Origin of the sequence: Clostridium sp. D33t1_170424_F3, assembly GCF_015667585.1 — a bacterium.
Classification (GTDB): Bacteria; Bacillota; Clostridia; order Oscillospirales; family Acutalibacteraceae; genus Anaeromassilibacillus.
In genome coordinates this window covers 1-14,586 of record NZ_JADPEG010000009.1, presented here as the reverse complement: position 1 = coordinate 14,586, position 14,586 = coordinate 1, and the positions used below count along the sequence as shown (strand labels likewise).

Annotated in this window: 15 protein-coding genes, 4 tRNA genes and 1 rRNA gene; 1 reads left to right on the top strand and 19 read right to left on the bottom strand. The window is 51.8% G+C overall.

Going from position 1 to position 14,586, the window contains the following annotated elements; translation table 11 throughout:
• Positions 1-42: 42 nt before the first annotated feature.
• The 9 genes from I4V53_RS07450 to thyX form a co-directional block, all read right to left on the bottom strand.
• Positions 43-1,110, bottom strand: coding sequence for an acyltransferase family protein (locus I4V53_RS07450; protein ID WP_195985047.1), 1,068 nt, complete (start codon positions 1,108-1,110; stop codon positions 43-45).
• 11 nt (positions 1,111-1,121) lie between these two features.
• The gene (locus tag I4V53_RS07445) at positions 1,122-2,351 is read right to left on the bottom strand and encodes a peptidase U32 family protein (protein ID WP_195985045.1); all 1,230 of its coding nucleotides are present in this window, start codon (positions 2,349-2,351) and stop codon (positions 1,122-1,124) included.
• Complete coding sequence (gene mltG, locus I4V53_RS07440) at positions 2,348-3,613, bottom strand: endolytic transglycosylase MltG (protein ID WP_195985044.1); 1,266 nt, start codon at positions 3,611-3,613, stop codon at positions 2,348-2,350. The genes I4V53_RS07445 and mltG overlap by 4 nt, the downstream gene beginning before the upstream one ends.
• Complete coding sequence (locus I4V53_RS07435) at positions 3,610-4,212, bottom strand: 5-formyltetrahydrofolate cyclo-ligase (protein WP_195985043.1); 603 nt, start codon at positions 4,210-4,212, stop codon at positions 3,610-3,612. Before I4V53_RS07435 ends, mltG begins: the two co-directional genes overlap by 4 nt.
• A 74-nt stretch (positions 4,213-4,286) precedes the next feature.
• Complete coding sequence (locus tag I4V53_RS07430; protein WP_195985042.1) at positions 4,287-4,829, bottom strand: DJ-1 family glyoxalase III; 543 nt, start codon at positions 4,827-4,829, stop codon at positions 4,287-4,289.
• Between the two features lie 26 nt (positions 4,830-4,855).
• Positions 4,856-5,761, bottom strand: coding sequence for a GNAT family N-acetyltransferase (locus I4V53_RS07425; RefSeq protein ID WP_195985041.1), 906 nt, complete (start codon positions 5,759-5,761; stop codon positions 4,856-4,858).
• A 14-nt stretch (positions 5,762-5,775) separates the two neighbouring features.
• Positions 5,776-6,693, bottom strand: a complete 918-nt coding sequence (locus I4V53_RS07420; RefSeq protein WP_195985040.1) for a DUF2156 domain-containing protein — start codon at positions 6,691-6,693, stop codon at positions 5,776-5,778.
• A complete protein-coding gene (locus tag I4V53_RS07415) occupies positions 6,686-7,363 on the bottom strand; it encodes a dTMP kinase (protein WP_195985039.1) in 678 nt (225 codons plus the stop codon). The genes I4V53_RS07420 and I4V53_RS07415 overlap by 8 nt, the downstream gene beginning before the upstream one ends.
• Positions 7,360-8,130 (bottom strand): FAD-dependent thymidylate synthase, encoded by a 771-nt coding sequence (gene thyX / locus I4V53_RS07410; RefSeq protein ID WP_195985037.1) that lies wholly within the window; start codon positions 8,128-8,130, stop codon positions 7,360-7,362. Before thyX ends, I4V53_RS07415 begins: the two co-directional genes overlap by 4 nt.
• A gap of 345 nt (positions 8,131-8,475) precedes the next feature.
• Between thyX and I4V53_RS07405 the strand changes: the two genes are divergently transcribed.
• Entirely contained in the window at positions 8,476-9,321 is an 846-nt protein-coding gene (locus I4V53_RS07405) for a YitT family protein (RefSeq protein WP_195985035.1), read from the top strand.
• 68 nt (positions 9,322-9,389) lie between these two features.
• On the opposite strand, the gene I4V53_RS07400 is transcribed toward I4V53_RS07405, so the two are convergent.
• The 10 genes from I4V53_RS07400 to I4V53_RS07355 all read right to left on the bottom strand — a co-directional run bounded on the left by I4V53_RS07400 (position 9,390) and on the right by I4V53_RS07355 (position 14,453).
• Positions 9,390-10,937, bottom strand: coding sequence for an ABC1 kinase family protein (locus I4V53_RS07400; RefSeq protein WP_286167069.1), 1,548 nt, complete (start codon positions 10,935-10,937; stop codon positions 9,390-9,392).
• 22 nt (positions 10,938-10,959) lie between these two features.
• A complete protein-coding gene (locus tag I4V53_RS07395; protein ID WP_195985031.1) occupies positions 10,960-11,295 on the bottom strand; it encodes a phasin family protein in 336 nt (111 codons plus the stop codon).
• Between the two features lie 158 nt (positions 11,296-11,453).
• The gene (locus I4V53_RS07390) at positions 11,454-11,750 is read right to left on the bottom strand and encodes a Dabb family protein (RefSeq protein WP_195985029.1); all 297 of its coding nucleotides are present in this window, start codon (positions 11,748-11,750) and stop codon (positions 11,454-11,456) included.
• Between the two features lie 14 nt (positions 11,751-11,764).
• Positions 11,765-12,184 (bottom strand): PPC domain-containing DNA-binding protein, encoded by a 420-nt coding sequence (locus I4V53_RS07385; protein WP_195985027.1) that lies wholly within the window; start codon positions 12,182-12,184, stop codon positions 11,765-11,767.
• Positions 12,185-12,249: 65 nt separating this feature from the next.
• Positions 12,250-13,449: a DNA polymerase IV gene (gene dinB / locus I4V53_RS07380; protein WP_353616497.1), complete on the bottom strand. Its 1,200-nt coding sequence runs from the start codon at positions 13,447-13,449 to the stop codon at positions 12,250-12,252.
• 401 nt (positions 13,450-13,850) lie between these two features.
• Positions 13,851-13,927, bottom strand: a tRNA-Ile gene (locus I4V53_RS07375).
• A 46-nt stretch (positions 13,928-13,973) separates the two neighbouring features.
• A tRNA-Asn gene (locus tag I4V53_RS07370) sits at positions 13,974-14,049 on the bottom strand.
• A 7-nt stretch (positions 14,050-14,056) separates the two neighbouring features.
• Positions 14,057-14,173 (bottom strand): 5S ribosomal RNA (gene rrf / locus I4V53_RS07365).
• Between the two features lie 68 nt (positions 14,174-14,241).
• Positions 14,242-14,316 (bottom strand) — tRNA-Glu (locus I4V53_RS07360).
• 61 nt (positions 14,317-14,377) lie between these two features.
• Positions 14,378-14,453, bottom strand: a tRNA-Lys gene (locus tag I4V53_RS07355).
• Positions 14,454-14,586: the final 133 nt, after the last annotated feature.

Genomic DNA, 14,586 nt, shown 5'->3' with positions numbered 1-14,586 from the left:
AAACCGGAAAGAGGATGTTTAAACGACAGGGTACCGGGTATGTCACTGGAAGCGGAACGTACCGGACAGGATTTTACTGTGCCGGCGAATCCAGGGCACAACCGTGACGCTGGACAGCCAGAGCAGGAAAAACGCGTAGACAAACGCGGCAAATTGGGAGGGCACCTGCAATTTTAAACCCGCCAACGACAGCAGAGCCGCCAGCGTTTCTTTTAACAGGTTTTCCGTTCCGCATAGAATCAGCGTATTGCGCCCAATATCCGTAAACAACGGCACACGAGCCAAAAAACGCGCGGCGATAAAGTTCAGGAACAGGAACGCGCAAGCAAGCCCCGCCGAATAAAACACTTTGATAAACCCGGGCAGGGAAAACGGAAGCGCCTCGATGGGAAAGGACGGGCCTTTAAAATAGATCACACAGGCCACTGCCGCACAAAACAGCGCCGCAGCCGCATACAGGGCCTTCGCCAAGGGAGCAAGGCTCCTGAATCGGAAGCCCCGCAGACAGGGAAACAGCAAAACGCCCAGCGAAAAATAAACGATATAGCACATGGCGCTGTCGATTCCAAAAAACATCTGCGGTTCGCCCACCGGGCGGTACGGGATACCGATCTCAGAAAGCACATAAAGCCCCACACAGACGATCAGCACCAGCCACTCTTTCCTCAGCAGCTTTTTCAGCAGGTAATGCGCCATCTGTATCACAAACAGACAAGGTAAGAACCAGAGCGCCGCCGCCACGGTCTGTGTGCGCACTCCCATGAACATGGCGGAAATCAGCTCCCGGAATTCCGTAAACGTACTGCCCCAGGCCAAAACGTCCACCGCCAGATTGATCAGGCTGAACGCAAAATACGGCAGGAGGATCGAGCAGATTTTCTTTTTTAAGAACGGCCAAAACGCCATTTCCTCCTCGCGCGGCGCAAAAAAGCCGGAGGCCCAGAAAAACAGCGCAACATGGTACTGAAACACAAAGGGATACAGGCTTCCGGCGGCGACGCCGAGATGTCCCAGATAGATCGCAAATATACCCAGAAATTTCAGCGCGTCCACCCACTCGTAACGCACTTTTTGAAGCGAAGCGGCCTGCACCGCCGTTTCTCCTCCCATGGACGTCCCTCCTATGCTTCGGTTCTCTTTTTCCGCAAAATCGCGCCCTTTTTCAAGGGCCGTTCCGTTTTAAGCAGCACGGTCATCGTGGCGTGCGGCGCGGACTCGATCGGCTCGCCCTCCGCGTCAAAGAGCTCGTCCATCCGCAGCAGGAACGGCTCTTCCCCCACCTCCAGCACATCCGCCGTATCACCGCGGAAAAACCGGTTGCGCTGCGACAGAACCGCTACGCCGTCCTTATATTCCTCACAGATTGCAATCACCTCGTAGGATCGTACATAGCCGCCGGATTTCGTCTCCTGTCCCGGCTCGCCGCCCAGATAAAAGCCCGTGCTGTACTCCCGGTGGCTGATTTTTTCCAGCTCCTGCGGAATCCAGTCCGGCAGCGGACACCCCGGATGCGCAAGGACCTCGTCCAGCGCCCTGCGGTACGCGTTGGTCACAACGGACACATAATAGGCGGATTTGGCGCGGCCTTCGATTTTGAGACTGGTGACGCCCGCCTGAAGCAGCTCCGGGATATAATGAATCATACACATATCCCGCGAATTTAAAATATAGGAGCCCTCCTGATCCTCAAAGATGGGCATGTACTGGCCCGGGCGTTTCTCCTCAACCAGCGCATATTTCCAGCGGCAGGGCTGCGCGCAGTCTCCCCGGTTGGCGTCACGCCCCGCCATATAGTTGGAGAGCAGGCACCGACCTGAGAAGGACATGCACATTGCGCCGTGCACAAACGCCTCGATCTCCAGATCCTTCGGCGTCTTGGCACGTAGCTCGGCAATTTCGTCCAGGCGCATCTCCCGCGCCAGCACCACACGCTTCGCGCCCAGCTGATAAAACGCATTGGCGGCCGCGTGGTTGACAACGCCGGCCTGAGTGGAAACATGCAATTCCACTTTTGGCGCATATTTTTTGGCAAGCTCCATGACCCCCAGGTCCGTTGCGATCAGCGCGTCGATCCCTGCCGCCTGGATGAATTCTAAATAGTCCGGCAGGCGGTCAATCTCTTCATTGCGGGGCACCGTGTTGCAGGTGAGATAGACCCGCACGCCGCGGCTGTGCGCCAGCTTAACAGCGTCCTCCAACTCTTCGCGGCTGAAGTTGGCGGGTGCAGTTCGCATGCCGAATTCTTCCCCCGCCAGATATACCGCATCCGCACCAAAATCCAGCGCCGCCTGCAAACGCTCTTTATCTCCCGCGGGCGCCAACAGTTCCGGACGGTCCGCTGTCCAACTCATCGTAGTCCCGCCTTCCTCAGATTTGCCTGATGCTCATCCAGCGTACGCGCGTAGTAGGCGTTGCGCTCCGCATCGTGGCAGAAATAGTAGTATTTGGTATCCTTCGGATTCAGGGCGGCGTCGATCGCCTTGGAGCCGGGATTGCAGATTGGTCCGGCGGGCAGGCCCTGAATTTCGTACGTGTTGTATTTGCTGGAATAGGTGTCCCGAATCTCTTCCGGAACCGCCGCCCTTGTCCGGTACGGATAGTACATTGTCGGGTCGGACTGCAAACGCAGCAAACCGTCCGTTCCGTCACTGTTCAAACGGTTGTGGAACACAGAGGAGATCACATACATGTCCTCTTCATCGGCCGCTTCCGCCTGGATCATGGAAGCCAACGTCATAACTTCGTCCGTCGTCATACCGCTGGCGGCAATCTGGTCGCGTACCTCCTTGGTCAGCTTCCTGTTGCAGTTGCTCACCAGCTTGGAAATCGCGTTTTCCGGCGCTTCATCCTTGAAGAAGTCATACGTATCCGGGAACAAATAGCCTTCCATGTGATAATACCGCTCACCGGATAAACCTTGAAGGAAGTCGTACTTTTCGTCCAGCTGACTGGAGTTGATATAGGCCAGCGCCTCATCTTTGGAGCACACGCCGTTGTCCTGCAGCAGCTGGGCAACCTCCGGCGCATTGGTGCCCTCCGGGAACGTGATTTTTACAATGTCGACGCGGTTTGCATTCGACTGCAAACTGTTGATGATCGCCTCGTAGTCCATGCTGGTGTCGATCTTATAAGTACCGTTGTTGTAGTGCCCGTCCGCTTTGGTCAGCTTGGAATAAAGCTTGAAGAAATCCGGGCGCTGGATCACTCCCGCGGTGTGTAATGCAGCTGCAATCTGCTCCGTACTGGCGTTCTTTGCAATTTCCACTGTGACGCCGACTTTTTCTCTGCCGATGGCCAGCATGTCGTTGATGCCCGTAACGGCGTACTGCGCCAGAGCAAAGCCGACAAAGAGCACCATAACCAGCCAGACCAGGCGGAAAAACAGCTTGTTTTTCCCGCGCTTTTCCCGATTCCGCCGCTTATGCGCCCGCTCCGCTTTCCGCATGGCCTGCCGCTCCGCCTGATTGGTCGCGCGGCGCGCCGCCTCCGGGTCGCTGTGGCTGTTCAGGACAGGGGGCTCTTTATCCGGCACGAACTCTTCGTCCGGAATCTGTACTTTAAAATTTTCGACCCGCCTTCTTCGCAGGTCGTCGAGGTTCTTGTCGTCATTCATGGCATATCCTCCTGCTTTGCGATTCGTCTGACATATTTTTCCGTAATCAGGATATCCACCGGCCTGTCATAGTAACCGTGCGGCAGGTTCCACTGGATGCACCCCAAGTAGCAGATACCGACCGTCACACCCCGGAACTGCGCGAGATAGCGGTCGTAATAGCCCTTCCCATACCCCAGACGATACCCCTGTGCGTCAAAACTGAGTCCGGGAACGATACAAAGCGCTTTCCCATAGCGGGTCACTTTCTCACATTTTTCCGGCATCGGCTCCAACACGCCGAAGGCGCCCTTCTCCAGATCGCTGAGTGAGGTGATATAATAAAACTCCATGTCAAAGGTATCCGGCACACAGCGCGGCACCGCCACGCGCTTGTGGTTGGCAAACGCCGCGTTGATAATTGCAAAGGTATCTACCTCAATGGATTTGCTTACGTACGTAAAAACAGTTTCCGCCTTGGCGTATTCATCCAGCGCCAGCAGACGGCATTGAATGTTGGCGTCCAGGCGGATTTTATGTTCTGCATTCATCTTCTCCCGGAAGCGGCGGTACCGAGCGCGCAGGTTTTTTTTCAGCTCTTTGATATTTTTGATATACATAATGCCATCATCCTTTTTCCGGCCCAGTACACGCAGGACAACCGGCTGTTATTTTACATGCGGGAAAACGACGCTCAGTTCTGGCACTGCAGCGCCTTTTTAATCGCAACGGACTGCTGTGAACCACACAGTTCCGCGACAATGCGCAGGGCAAAGTCCACCGCCACGCCCGCGCCCTTGCCGGTGATGATCCGCCCGCTGACACAGACCGGCTGGGAGGACAAACTCGCGCCGTTCAATTCCTTTTCAAACCCTGGAAAACAGGTCGCCGTACAACCCTTCAGCGCATTCATATGCCCCAAAATGGACGGCGCCGCGCAGATAGCCGCCACATACAGGCCGTTATCCAGGCAGTAGCGAACAGAGGCCGTAACAATCGGAGATCTTTCCAGGTTCAGCGTACCCGGCATCCCGCCCGGCAGCACCACCAATTCCAGTCCGTCCGTTGTAACGTCCTTTTCTTTCAAGTCCGCCACAACGGCGATCCCATGGGAACCGGCGACGGTTTTGCCGCCGACGCCCACAGTTTTTACATCCAATTCCGCACGGCGGAGGATGTCCACCGTCGTCAACGCTTCTATCTCTTCAAAACCGTTTGCCAGAAATACATAAATCATAGCTGCACACCCCTTATCAATACAATTCAGTCTTTTCCCAGGCCCAGATACGGCACGTTTGGCCCCGCATGGAGCTGCTCCAGAGAAACGCCGCCCAGCGGTTTTATCATGCCGCACGCAACGGATGACGGCGGAGGAAGCGGTTCTTTTGCAAACCGTTTCAGCAGTCCGCTGTTTTTAGGAAAGCGCAGGCGGTAAAGCTGCGCGGGCATCTCCTTCAGGATTCCCGCCAACACATCTGGCAGGCTGTTCCCGGAACTCATCAGCTCCGTCACCTCGCAGGTATCCCGTTCCGCCGTCCGGCAAAGCGCATAGCCGAACCCCTGCGTTCTCTCCGCACAGACCAGTTTGCCACCGTAGGCCAACTGGTTTTGTATGGCAAACCAAAACGAGGCGTCGTCCCACAGAACAGAACCGTTTTGATTTTGAAGCGCCCCGTCTCTCATGCCGTTGAGCTGTCCCGGCGGGAAAACCGCCCGGCCCCACGGCTGTTCCGACGCAACCGCGCGCATTTGCAGGTCGGACAGTTCGTATTCGTCCCGCTCAAAGAAGGTTTGGTAATCCGATTTTGCATAGTATTTGTACAGGCTCCGGTTCGCGGGCAGGATAACGGAGTACTGTTCCTCCCTTTGCGTGCCCACCAGGGCCGCGTACGCCAGCAAAGCGTTCATATATCCATGAGAACGATGCTCCGGCTGTGTGGCGCATGCAAACACATAGTGCGCGCGGACCGGCTTCCCGTTCTGCACGACCCGCGCGGGCAGCAGATGCAGCATGGCAGCCACCCTGTTCCCGGACCGGTACACCAGACAGTTTTCCGGTAAAAAACAGTTATTAAAAAAGAAGTTGGCATACCGGCGCTCTTCCTCAAAGCTTACCTGCCAAAGCGCCGCCAAAGCCGGGCGGTCTTCCCAGTTTGCAAAGCCGATCATTGCGCCGCCTCCTTTTATTCCTCCGGGATCTCCGGCATTTCCTCCAGCAGGGTAACTACGTATTTTTCCAGGAGAATCGCCGGGTAATAGGAGAGCTTTGCCTTGCGCAGCCCCTCGATTCCCAGGTCCTCTTCCCGGTTGACATAGCGGTACGGTTCCAGATGCTGCGCGGCGAACGTTTGATTGATCGCGGGATAAAGCCCCTCATAGCCGCTTAACGCTTTTTCAAAATGCAGCAGGTAAACCTCCGGATTGATCTCCTCGCCGACCGTAAAGGCAACCGGTCTGCCCTCTACGCGGAGCAGTCCACCGGAAAGATGCAATGCGTCGTAATATTTAAAAGCCTTGTGAATGGCACAGTTCTCACTGTCCGTTCCATCTTCTTCCCCGCAGCCGCCGTTCTGCTCACACCAGGCACGCGCAACCGCAAGGCAGTCTTTAAAATTATCCGGAGAAATGTCCTCATAAGACCAGTCGTACGTCCGCTGAAAACGGGACAGATGGTTGCGTTTGCCGTGGTACTTCCTCCCGGAAAGCTGGATCAGGCTCTGTGTATCATAAATATAATCGGAAGATGCGCGGTCCAGCTGATACCGGAATTTTCCCGGCATTGCCTGTTCCAATGCTTCGGTCTGTTCCTTCGTCAAACCCCAGATGCGGAATTTACAGCCGCGCTCCTTTGCATCCGCCAGCAGCAGTTCCACCTGGTCCCGCAAATTGCCATTGCCCAAGGGCAGTTGGTATGTCATCCGCATCGGGCCGCCGGAACAGCGCAGAATAAGATCGCCCATTTTACAGACCTTCGTCGCATACGCATCACTCCACAGGTACAGCGTGCCAAACGCAAATTCGCTGCCCCTCCCGCCGGACGCGGTCAAAGCCGGCTGCATCCATTCGCGATCGGAAACCTCCGGTATCCTGAAATCAAACATGTAAAAATGTCTCCTCTGCCAATCGTTTCATCAGTTCCTCATGAATTTGCTCTACTGCTTTAGCATTGTCGCCCTCTGCACAATTTATTACAAGCCAGCCGAGCTTTTTTGCCGCGTAGGCTGCGCTTTCCCGGCAGACGGAAAGATACGCCGTGTCGCGCTCGTGAATGTCCTTTTTCTGCTCATCGCCGTGGTAACGCGTGCTAAGCAGCTTTTGGCTCACCTCCGGAGGCATGTCCAGATAAACGGTGCAATCTGGTTCCGGCAGTCCCAGCTTATGATATTCATAGTCGCAGATCCATTCGATAAAAGCGTCCCAGTTTTCATGGGGCAGTTTCGACATTTGATAGACAATATTGGAGGTGGAGTATCGGTCCGCCACAATGGTTTTGCCAGCTTCATAATCCGGCTTCCAAAACTGCGCAAAGCTTGCAAAGCGGTCCACCGCATAAAAGGAGGAGGCCGCATAAGCATTGACCGCCTGCGGATCCGTGCCGAACGCGCCGCCCAGGTACATTTTTACCAATGCGGAGGAGGGCTGTTCATAATCGGGGAAGGATATCCGGCGCAGGGCAACGCCCCGCTTTTCCAAAGCCCTGCATAACAGCGCGGTTTGCGTCGCCTTGCCGCTGCCGTCCAGTCCCTCCACCGCGATCAAAGCCCCACTCATTCCGCATCCTCCGCATGAAAGAATGCGCGCACTTCCTGCGCCCTGCCGCAGGACATTTTCCCTTCCGTACAGGCGCCCCGCAAGCAGGACGGACCGGCGCTCGCAAACAGATGCGGCGCCGCCTCACGCACCAGAAACAACATCTGTGTGGCGACGTCCCGGATCTCCCACTGCGCGCGGTTGCAGCAGCGCAGCGTAAAGAAATTCAGCAGGGAACGCGCGTTAAACGTACAGACCATTTTGGTATCGCAGGCGTTGGGCAGGACAAAACGCGCGTCTTCAATCGCCTGTTTTTCCGCCGCGCGGTCCGCCGCCTTCTCCTCCCGGCCCTGTTCAATAAAAGCTCTTTTATGTTTTTCCTTTAAAATTGCTGTCAGGCACTCATAATGCCGCTGATCCTCTTCCATTGCGGCCAGAAATTCTGCTTTTGCTTCCGGTATCTTTTCGATTTCCGGCGGAACCACATAGGAAAAATGGTTCTCCGCCACATACCGCTGACTTTGCACGCTGAAGGACGCGATACGGTGCCGCGTGATCTGCGCCAGAAGGGAACGGGAAACCCCTTCAATTCCAAAAGTGAAAGACGCATGCTCAATCGGGCTTTCGTGGCCGATCTCCGACAGCATCTCCACAAAAGAAGCCGTTTTTTCTTCTGTAAGCCCTTCCCCAATGGAAGCAATCGACGAAGGGGAATAACAAAGTTTTGCCGCCATCGCGACCGTTTTTTCCGGCTGCGGCGTATACGTTAAAAGAGTGACCTCTGCCATATAAACTCCATTCCCCGCCGAACTTCTTTCTTTTGTACCGGACGCAGTCGGCGGACCCTGCATCTTGACGCCTATCGGATTGAGCGCTGATTCCCTTTTCCGACAATAATTAAGGTTATTATAACAAATTCTTCCTTCTACTTCAAGTATGCGCCCTTTCCTGCATCAATCGCCCCTTTCGCTTCCAAAGAATTTAAAACAACCTTATGCTGTAACCAGAAGCAACGTTTCCAATGGCTGCGGGAACAGCGGATCATTCTGTCTTAAATTTTCGTTTCGGAAAGAGACTGTTTCAGACCAGATATGCTATAATAAGGCAAATAGAACCTTTAGGGAGGCATTTCGATGAAAAAGGATTCGATCAAAGATTACACCTTGATCACGTTCAGCACCCTGCTCATCGCGGTCGGCGTTTATTTTTTCAAATTTCCTAACAATTTTACCTTTGGCGGCGTGACGGGTCTCGCCGTCGCAGTCGGCAAGGTTCTCCCTTTTTCGCCCAGTGCAGTCAACTTTGTGGTTAATATGATGTTGTTGCTGCTCGGCTTCCTTTTCCTTGGGAAAGGATTCGGCGTGCGTACAGTCTATTCCAGCATGCTGCTTTCCGTCAGTTTATCCGCCATGCAGTACCTGTTCCCGCTGGACAAGCCGCTGACGGACGACCCCATGCTGGAACTGGTTTTCGCCATTGTCCTTCCCGCACTGGGTTCCGCCATCTTGTTTAATATCGGCGCTTCGAGCGGCGGTACGGATATTGTTGCCATGATTTTGAAGAAATACTCCAGCATTAACATCGGCAACGCGCTGCTGGCGAGCGATCTGCTGATTACTCTTTCCGCCTTCTTTATCTTCGACATCAAGACGTTCCTGTTTTCCATGCTGGGTCTGTTTACCAAATCTCTGGTGATTGACAACGTCATTGAAAGCATCAACATGTGCAAATATTTCAACGTGGTGTGCAGCAACCCGGAACCCATCTGTGATTTCATCGTGCACAAACTTGGACGCAGCGCAACGGTCTGCAACGCAGAAGGAGCTTTTTCCCATGAGGAAAAGCAGATTATTTTTACTGTTATGAGCCGGTATCAGGCGGTCATGCTGCGGCAATATATCAAACAGGTGGAACCGGGCGCGTTCATTCTGATTTCCAATACCAGCGAAATCATCGGCAAAGGATTCCACAACGTATAACGCAGAAAATCCTCCAATTGCAGGCATACCCTGTCTACAATTGGAGGATTTTTGCATCTGCCTATCGGTCAGCGCTTCTTCCGCTTCATATCCCACAGCAACCAGCTCAGGAAGAACAGCGCGGCGATAAAACCAAGCAAAGCGATCCATGGGATTCCAAACGCTTTAGGTTGTATGTCTGCCGCACATAGCAAACAGGAGCCAATCCAAAAAGCCGCAGCTAAAATGCATTTAACAATTTTATGTACCATACCGTCGATCTTCGCAAGCGGCTGCACGGAACCAATCCATTCCAAATTGAGTTTTGCTTGCCCCTTTGTCCCTATACGCAGCAAATCTGAAACCTGTGCTGGAATATCGACCGCCTTATGCGCCGATTCATATAATCTGCGTCCGTTCCCGGCCATCTCTTGTTTCCAGTCAAAATCCCGCAGAAACCCTGCTGACATTCGGTTCGCCATAATCTGAAGCAGGTTAATTTCCGGACTAAGCGTGGCGAGCACGCCTTCCAGCGTCAGGATACCGCGGCTGAGCATCGACATCCCCTTGGGCAAGGAAATATGATGTTCCCCCGCCAGGTTCATCAATTCCTCCACGATCTGTCCTAAATTCATGCCGCCTAAATCCATTTTCCCGTATCGGGAAAGGAAATCGTCAATATCGGAGTACAGCTTTATATGGTCGACCGGCGCTGTACAGACCCCGACTGTAAGAACAATTCTTTTCAGTTCGTCCACATCGCCGCGCGCCATCGCCTTTACACCGTCGCGGAACAATGTCTGATCGCGGGTGGACAAACGTCCCATCATTCCCAAATCAATCCATACGATTTTACCGTTCCGGATACGGATATTGCCCGGATGCGGGTCCGCGTGAAAGAAACCGTCGTCAACTACCTGTTTGACGTAGTGGTCCGCCAATTTCAAACCAATCTCGTTGCAATCGTACTCTTCCAGCTGAAGGGCTTTCAGGTCGTCAATGGGGATGCCATCAATATATTCCATGACCAGTACCTTGCCCGTGGTATAACGATGTTCTATATTGGGACAATCGACAAACGCGATCCATTGGTTACGCTCGCGGAATTCCTGCGCATTTTTCGCTTCCAGCAGGAAATCCATTTCCTGCTGGGCCGCCGTCCACATTTCGCCCAGCACCATGTGCAGATCAACGACTGTGCCTATCTCCGTAAGCTTCAAAAGGTCCGCCGCCCGGTGCAAAAGCGTAATATCCTGCGACATTGTTTCATGGATGCCCGGTCGCTGTACCTTCACCACCACGCGCCTGCCATCTTTGAGCACCGCTTCATGAACCTGCGCAATGGAAGCTGAGCCCAAGGGTTCCTCACAGAAAGAGAGAAAGATATTCTGCAACGGCTGTTTGTATTCTGATTCGACGACCCGCTTGATCTCAGAAAAAGGCAGCGGCTGGACGTCGGTACGCAGAAGCGCCAATTCCTCACAATATGCGGCGGGAATCATGTCCCGCCGCATAGACAGGAGCTGTCCCAGTTTGACAAACGTCGGGCCAAGCTCTTCCAGAACCATGCGCATCTTTTTAGGTGTAACGCCCCTGACAAGATCCTGCTTTGCAAGAATAGACATAATTTCACGCAAGCGTCCACTGCTGCCAGCCGGCTCAGAAGGTGTTGTCTTTTCCATTGCCTTCTTTGGTTTCCAGCTCTTCCAGCTTCTTCTTTAACGCTTCACGTTCCTCATGGCTCATCGCGTCTACGTCCACCTCTGGCGCTTTTTTAGGCGGCGCGGCCAGCGGCTCTGTCGGCTGCGCCTTTTTAGCTGCTTCCTGCGCCCGATGCTTCAATTCCTCGTTGAGCACCTTGCCCTGTTCTACGGTAATCTCACCCTTTTTCACAAGTTCTTTAATGATCTCGTCAGCCTTTTCCGCAGTTACCGCCACAGCGCCGATTCCCGCCAATAAAACCTTTTTCAATGTAGATTCCAATTCAGTAAGCATTGCAATTCCTCCTTTTTCTTAACCACATTATTAAACAGATCATAATAAGATTCCAGTGTTATCATAGCATACTTTTTCCAGAAGCAATTGAACAATTTATGTCCAAACAGAAAACAAGCCGTGCACCGACTATGAACATCGGAACACGGCTTGTTATATTAAATTTCATAATCGACACAGGCGCGTCCGCAGGTGGAAGCACGCACAGTTTCCGCAACCGCCAGATGCGCGGGATTTTTCTGATACGCATCCTGCGCTTCCCGCGTGGTAAATGCACAATACAAAGCAATATCATATTCCCCGCCGTTATAATTTCGTCCAAACTCAATATCAGTCAATCCGTCGATAACCCCCAGCAACGCTTTAAAACGGCTTTGCAACGAGGTAATCAGTTCATTCAACTGCTCGTTCTTTATCTCTTCTTTCAATTTCCACATGACAATATGCTTGACCATTTTACAGTTCTCCTTTAAATATCCAAAATATTCAGTCCGGTTTCCCGATCCAATCTGCGGCCGATGCGGCCATCCAACCGACGGATAAAAAACTCGCAGGTAGCGCTGACCACCGCTTCGTTCAGATGCCCACCGATCACTGTTCCATTTAAATTACCAAATGTGGCGTGCACATGCAGGTAAGGCCCGCCGTTCATCTCGGTTATATTGCCTGTTAAAGAGGTCATTTCCATAGTTCCGTCAAACGCACGAGAAACATACTGCTGCTTTTCAACCTCATAGGCACCGATCACCACATGGTTGACCGCTCCCAGCGCAGAGATTGTTCCCAATGCAATATGTTCCTGTTCGCACAACATCTTAACGGAAGACAAAATATCTTCTCCCTTTTGCAGACGTACAACATACGTATCGCCGATATGATATTGGGTCATTGCATTCACTTCCTGCTTTCTATTTGTTTTATTGTAACAGGCAGTGAAAAGGATTGCAAGTGCGTTCATTCCGCGCCGATATCATTTTGCAGCACGCCGCATATGGAAATTGCTCCCTTTCCATATTTGGTGCGAATACGATCCAATGCTGTTTCCAAATGTTCCTGCTTTTCTCTTTCATTCTGATGAGATTCCTGAAATAAACTAAGCTGTTCTCCTGGAGCTTCCTCTTCACGGAACAGGTTCAGCCCGGTTAAGGCCAGCATACGAATCGGTGCGCGGAGATTCCAACATTCCAAAATCAATTGCATCGCCGCTTTTGCCAGCTCTTTCGCCAGAAAGGTAGCAACGGGCAGCGGCTTCTGCCGTGTAATTGTTTTGAAACTGGGATTCCGAATTGTTATTTGCACAGTTGTACACTTTACACCGCTGCGGCGCATACGGGCTGCCACTGTGTCTGCAAGCACGGTAATACCCAAGCGAACATCCTCCAAACCAAGCAGATTCCGTTTAAATGTCAGACTGTTCCCTACCGATTTAACCTCACGCACTTCATAAATACTCTTTACCGGACTTTCATCCAAACCATTTGCATAATCATACAAGTCTCCGCCGATCTTTCCTAACTTTGCGAGAAGCAGATTTCGGTCAGCTCTTGCCAATTCCCCAATTGTACAGATTCCCATTTCTTGCATGGTTTCCCTCGCGCTTTTTCCTACATACAGTAAGCGATCTACTGGAAGTGGAAAAACAATTCGGGGAATGCTATCTTTTGTAATAACGGTTGTAGCATCCGGTTTCTTATAGTCACTTCCCAATTTTGAAAAAATTTTATTAAATGAAACGCCTACAGAAATTGTCAATCCAGTCTCTTTCTTCACTACTTTGCGTAATGTATCTGCGATTTCCGGCCCGGATCCAAACAAGTTCTGGCTGCCTGTAACATCCAGCCAACTCTCATCAATACCAAAAGGTTCCACTAAATCTGTAAAACGCTGGTATATCTCATTGACCCTTTTTGAATACTCCGCATATTTTTCCCGGTGAGGCTTTGCCAGCACTAACTGCGGACATTTCTCTTTCGCCCGCCAAATAGTTTCTGCCGTCTGTACCCCATACTTTTTTGCCCATTCATTTTTTGCCAATATGATACCATGCCTCTGTTCGGGATCTCCACAAACCGCCATTGGAACTTCCCGATACTCCGGATGCAACTGGCATTCTACCGAAGCATAGAAGGCATTACAGTCACAATGCAGGATCACTCGTTCCAAAAATCCGTCTCCCAAATATACGTTCTGTTTCTTCTATTTTACAGAAACTCCGCTTTATTATGAGCCTCAAGAAGAATTATGATTCACCATACTGCCAAAACAAAAAGCCAAGGAATGCTCCTTGGCTTTTCAAATCATAAAATGCATCACAAACTAAGCTTCCAAAACAATCTTCTCCAAACAATTAATCAAATCGCGCATGGTATAGATTTGAACATCTTGTTTCAATATTTCATTTTTCAGATCAATTGACAAAGATTCAAAATGCGTACGCATCTTCGGAGCGACGTAAGACATTGTTATCACCTCATGAAATATATTCCCCGGCATTATAAAAATTAAACGCATAAGAAAAAACAGGAACGCATTGAAAATCCAATGCATTCCTGTTTTGGTGGGCCATCAAGGACTCGAACCTTGGACCGACCGGTTATGAGCCGGTTGCTCTAACCAACTGAGCTAATGGCCCCAATGAAAAAAATAAGCCGCCGCTAAAAATAACGGCGGCAACTGTCTGGCTCCCCCTGTTGGACTCGAACCAACGACCCTGCGGTTAACAGCCGCATGCTCTACCGGCTGAGCTAAGGAGGAATATTCATGTTGGCGTCTTCCTATTGTCCCGGGCCGTCGCCAGCCAAGTATCGTCGGCACTAATGAGCTTAACTTCCGTGTTCGGGATGGGAACGGGTGGACCCTCATCGTCATCGACACCAACTGTATTTATCACATTGCTGTGTAAATATCTCCATTGCTGTATATATTTAACTTTTCGTATCTGCTATTTGGTGACCCGTGCGGGAATCGAACCCACGTTAACGGCGTGAGAGGCCGCTGTCTTAACCGCTTGACCAACGGGCCACATCTTTATCGTCAGATCGCAGAGGCCAGAGGTCCCTGACCTCCTCGTCCGACTTCTTCATGGTGCACCATCAGGGACTCGAACCCGGGACACCCTGATTAAGAGTCAGGTGCTCTACCAACTGAGCTAATGGTGCAGACCTGTGGTCACTCTGCTCTCGCAGGTTAACCATTGCCAGCATACTTTCAGTCGTACACTGAAAACTGAATAAAGATTTAAGAATAGAACGAATTTGATGAAAAAGGGTCGAACCAAGAAATATGGTCAAG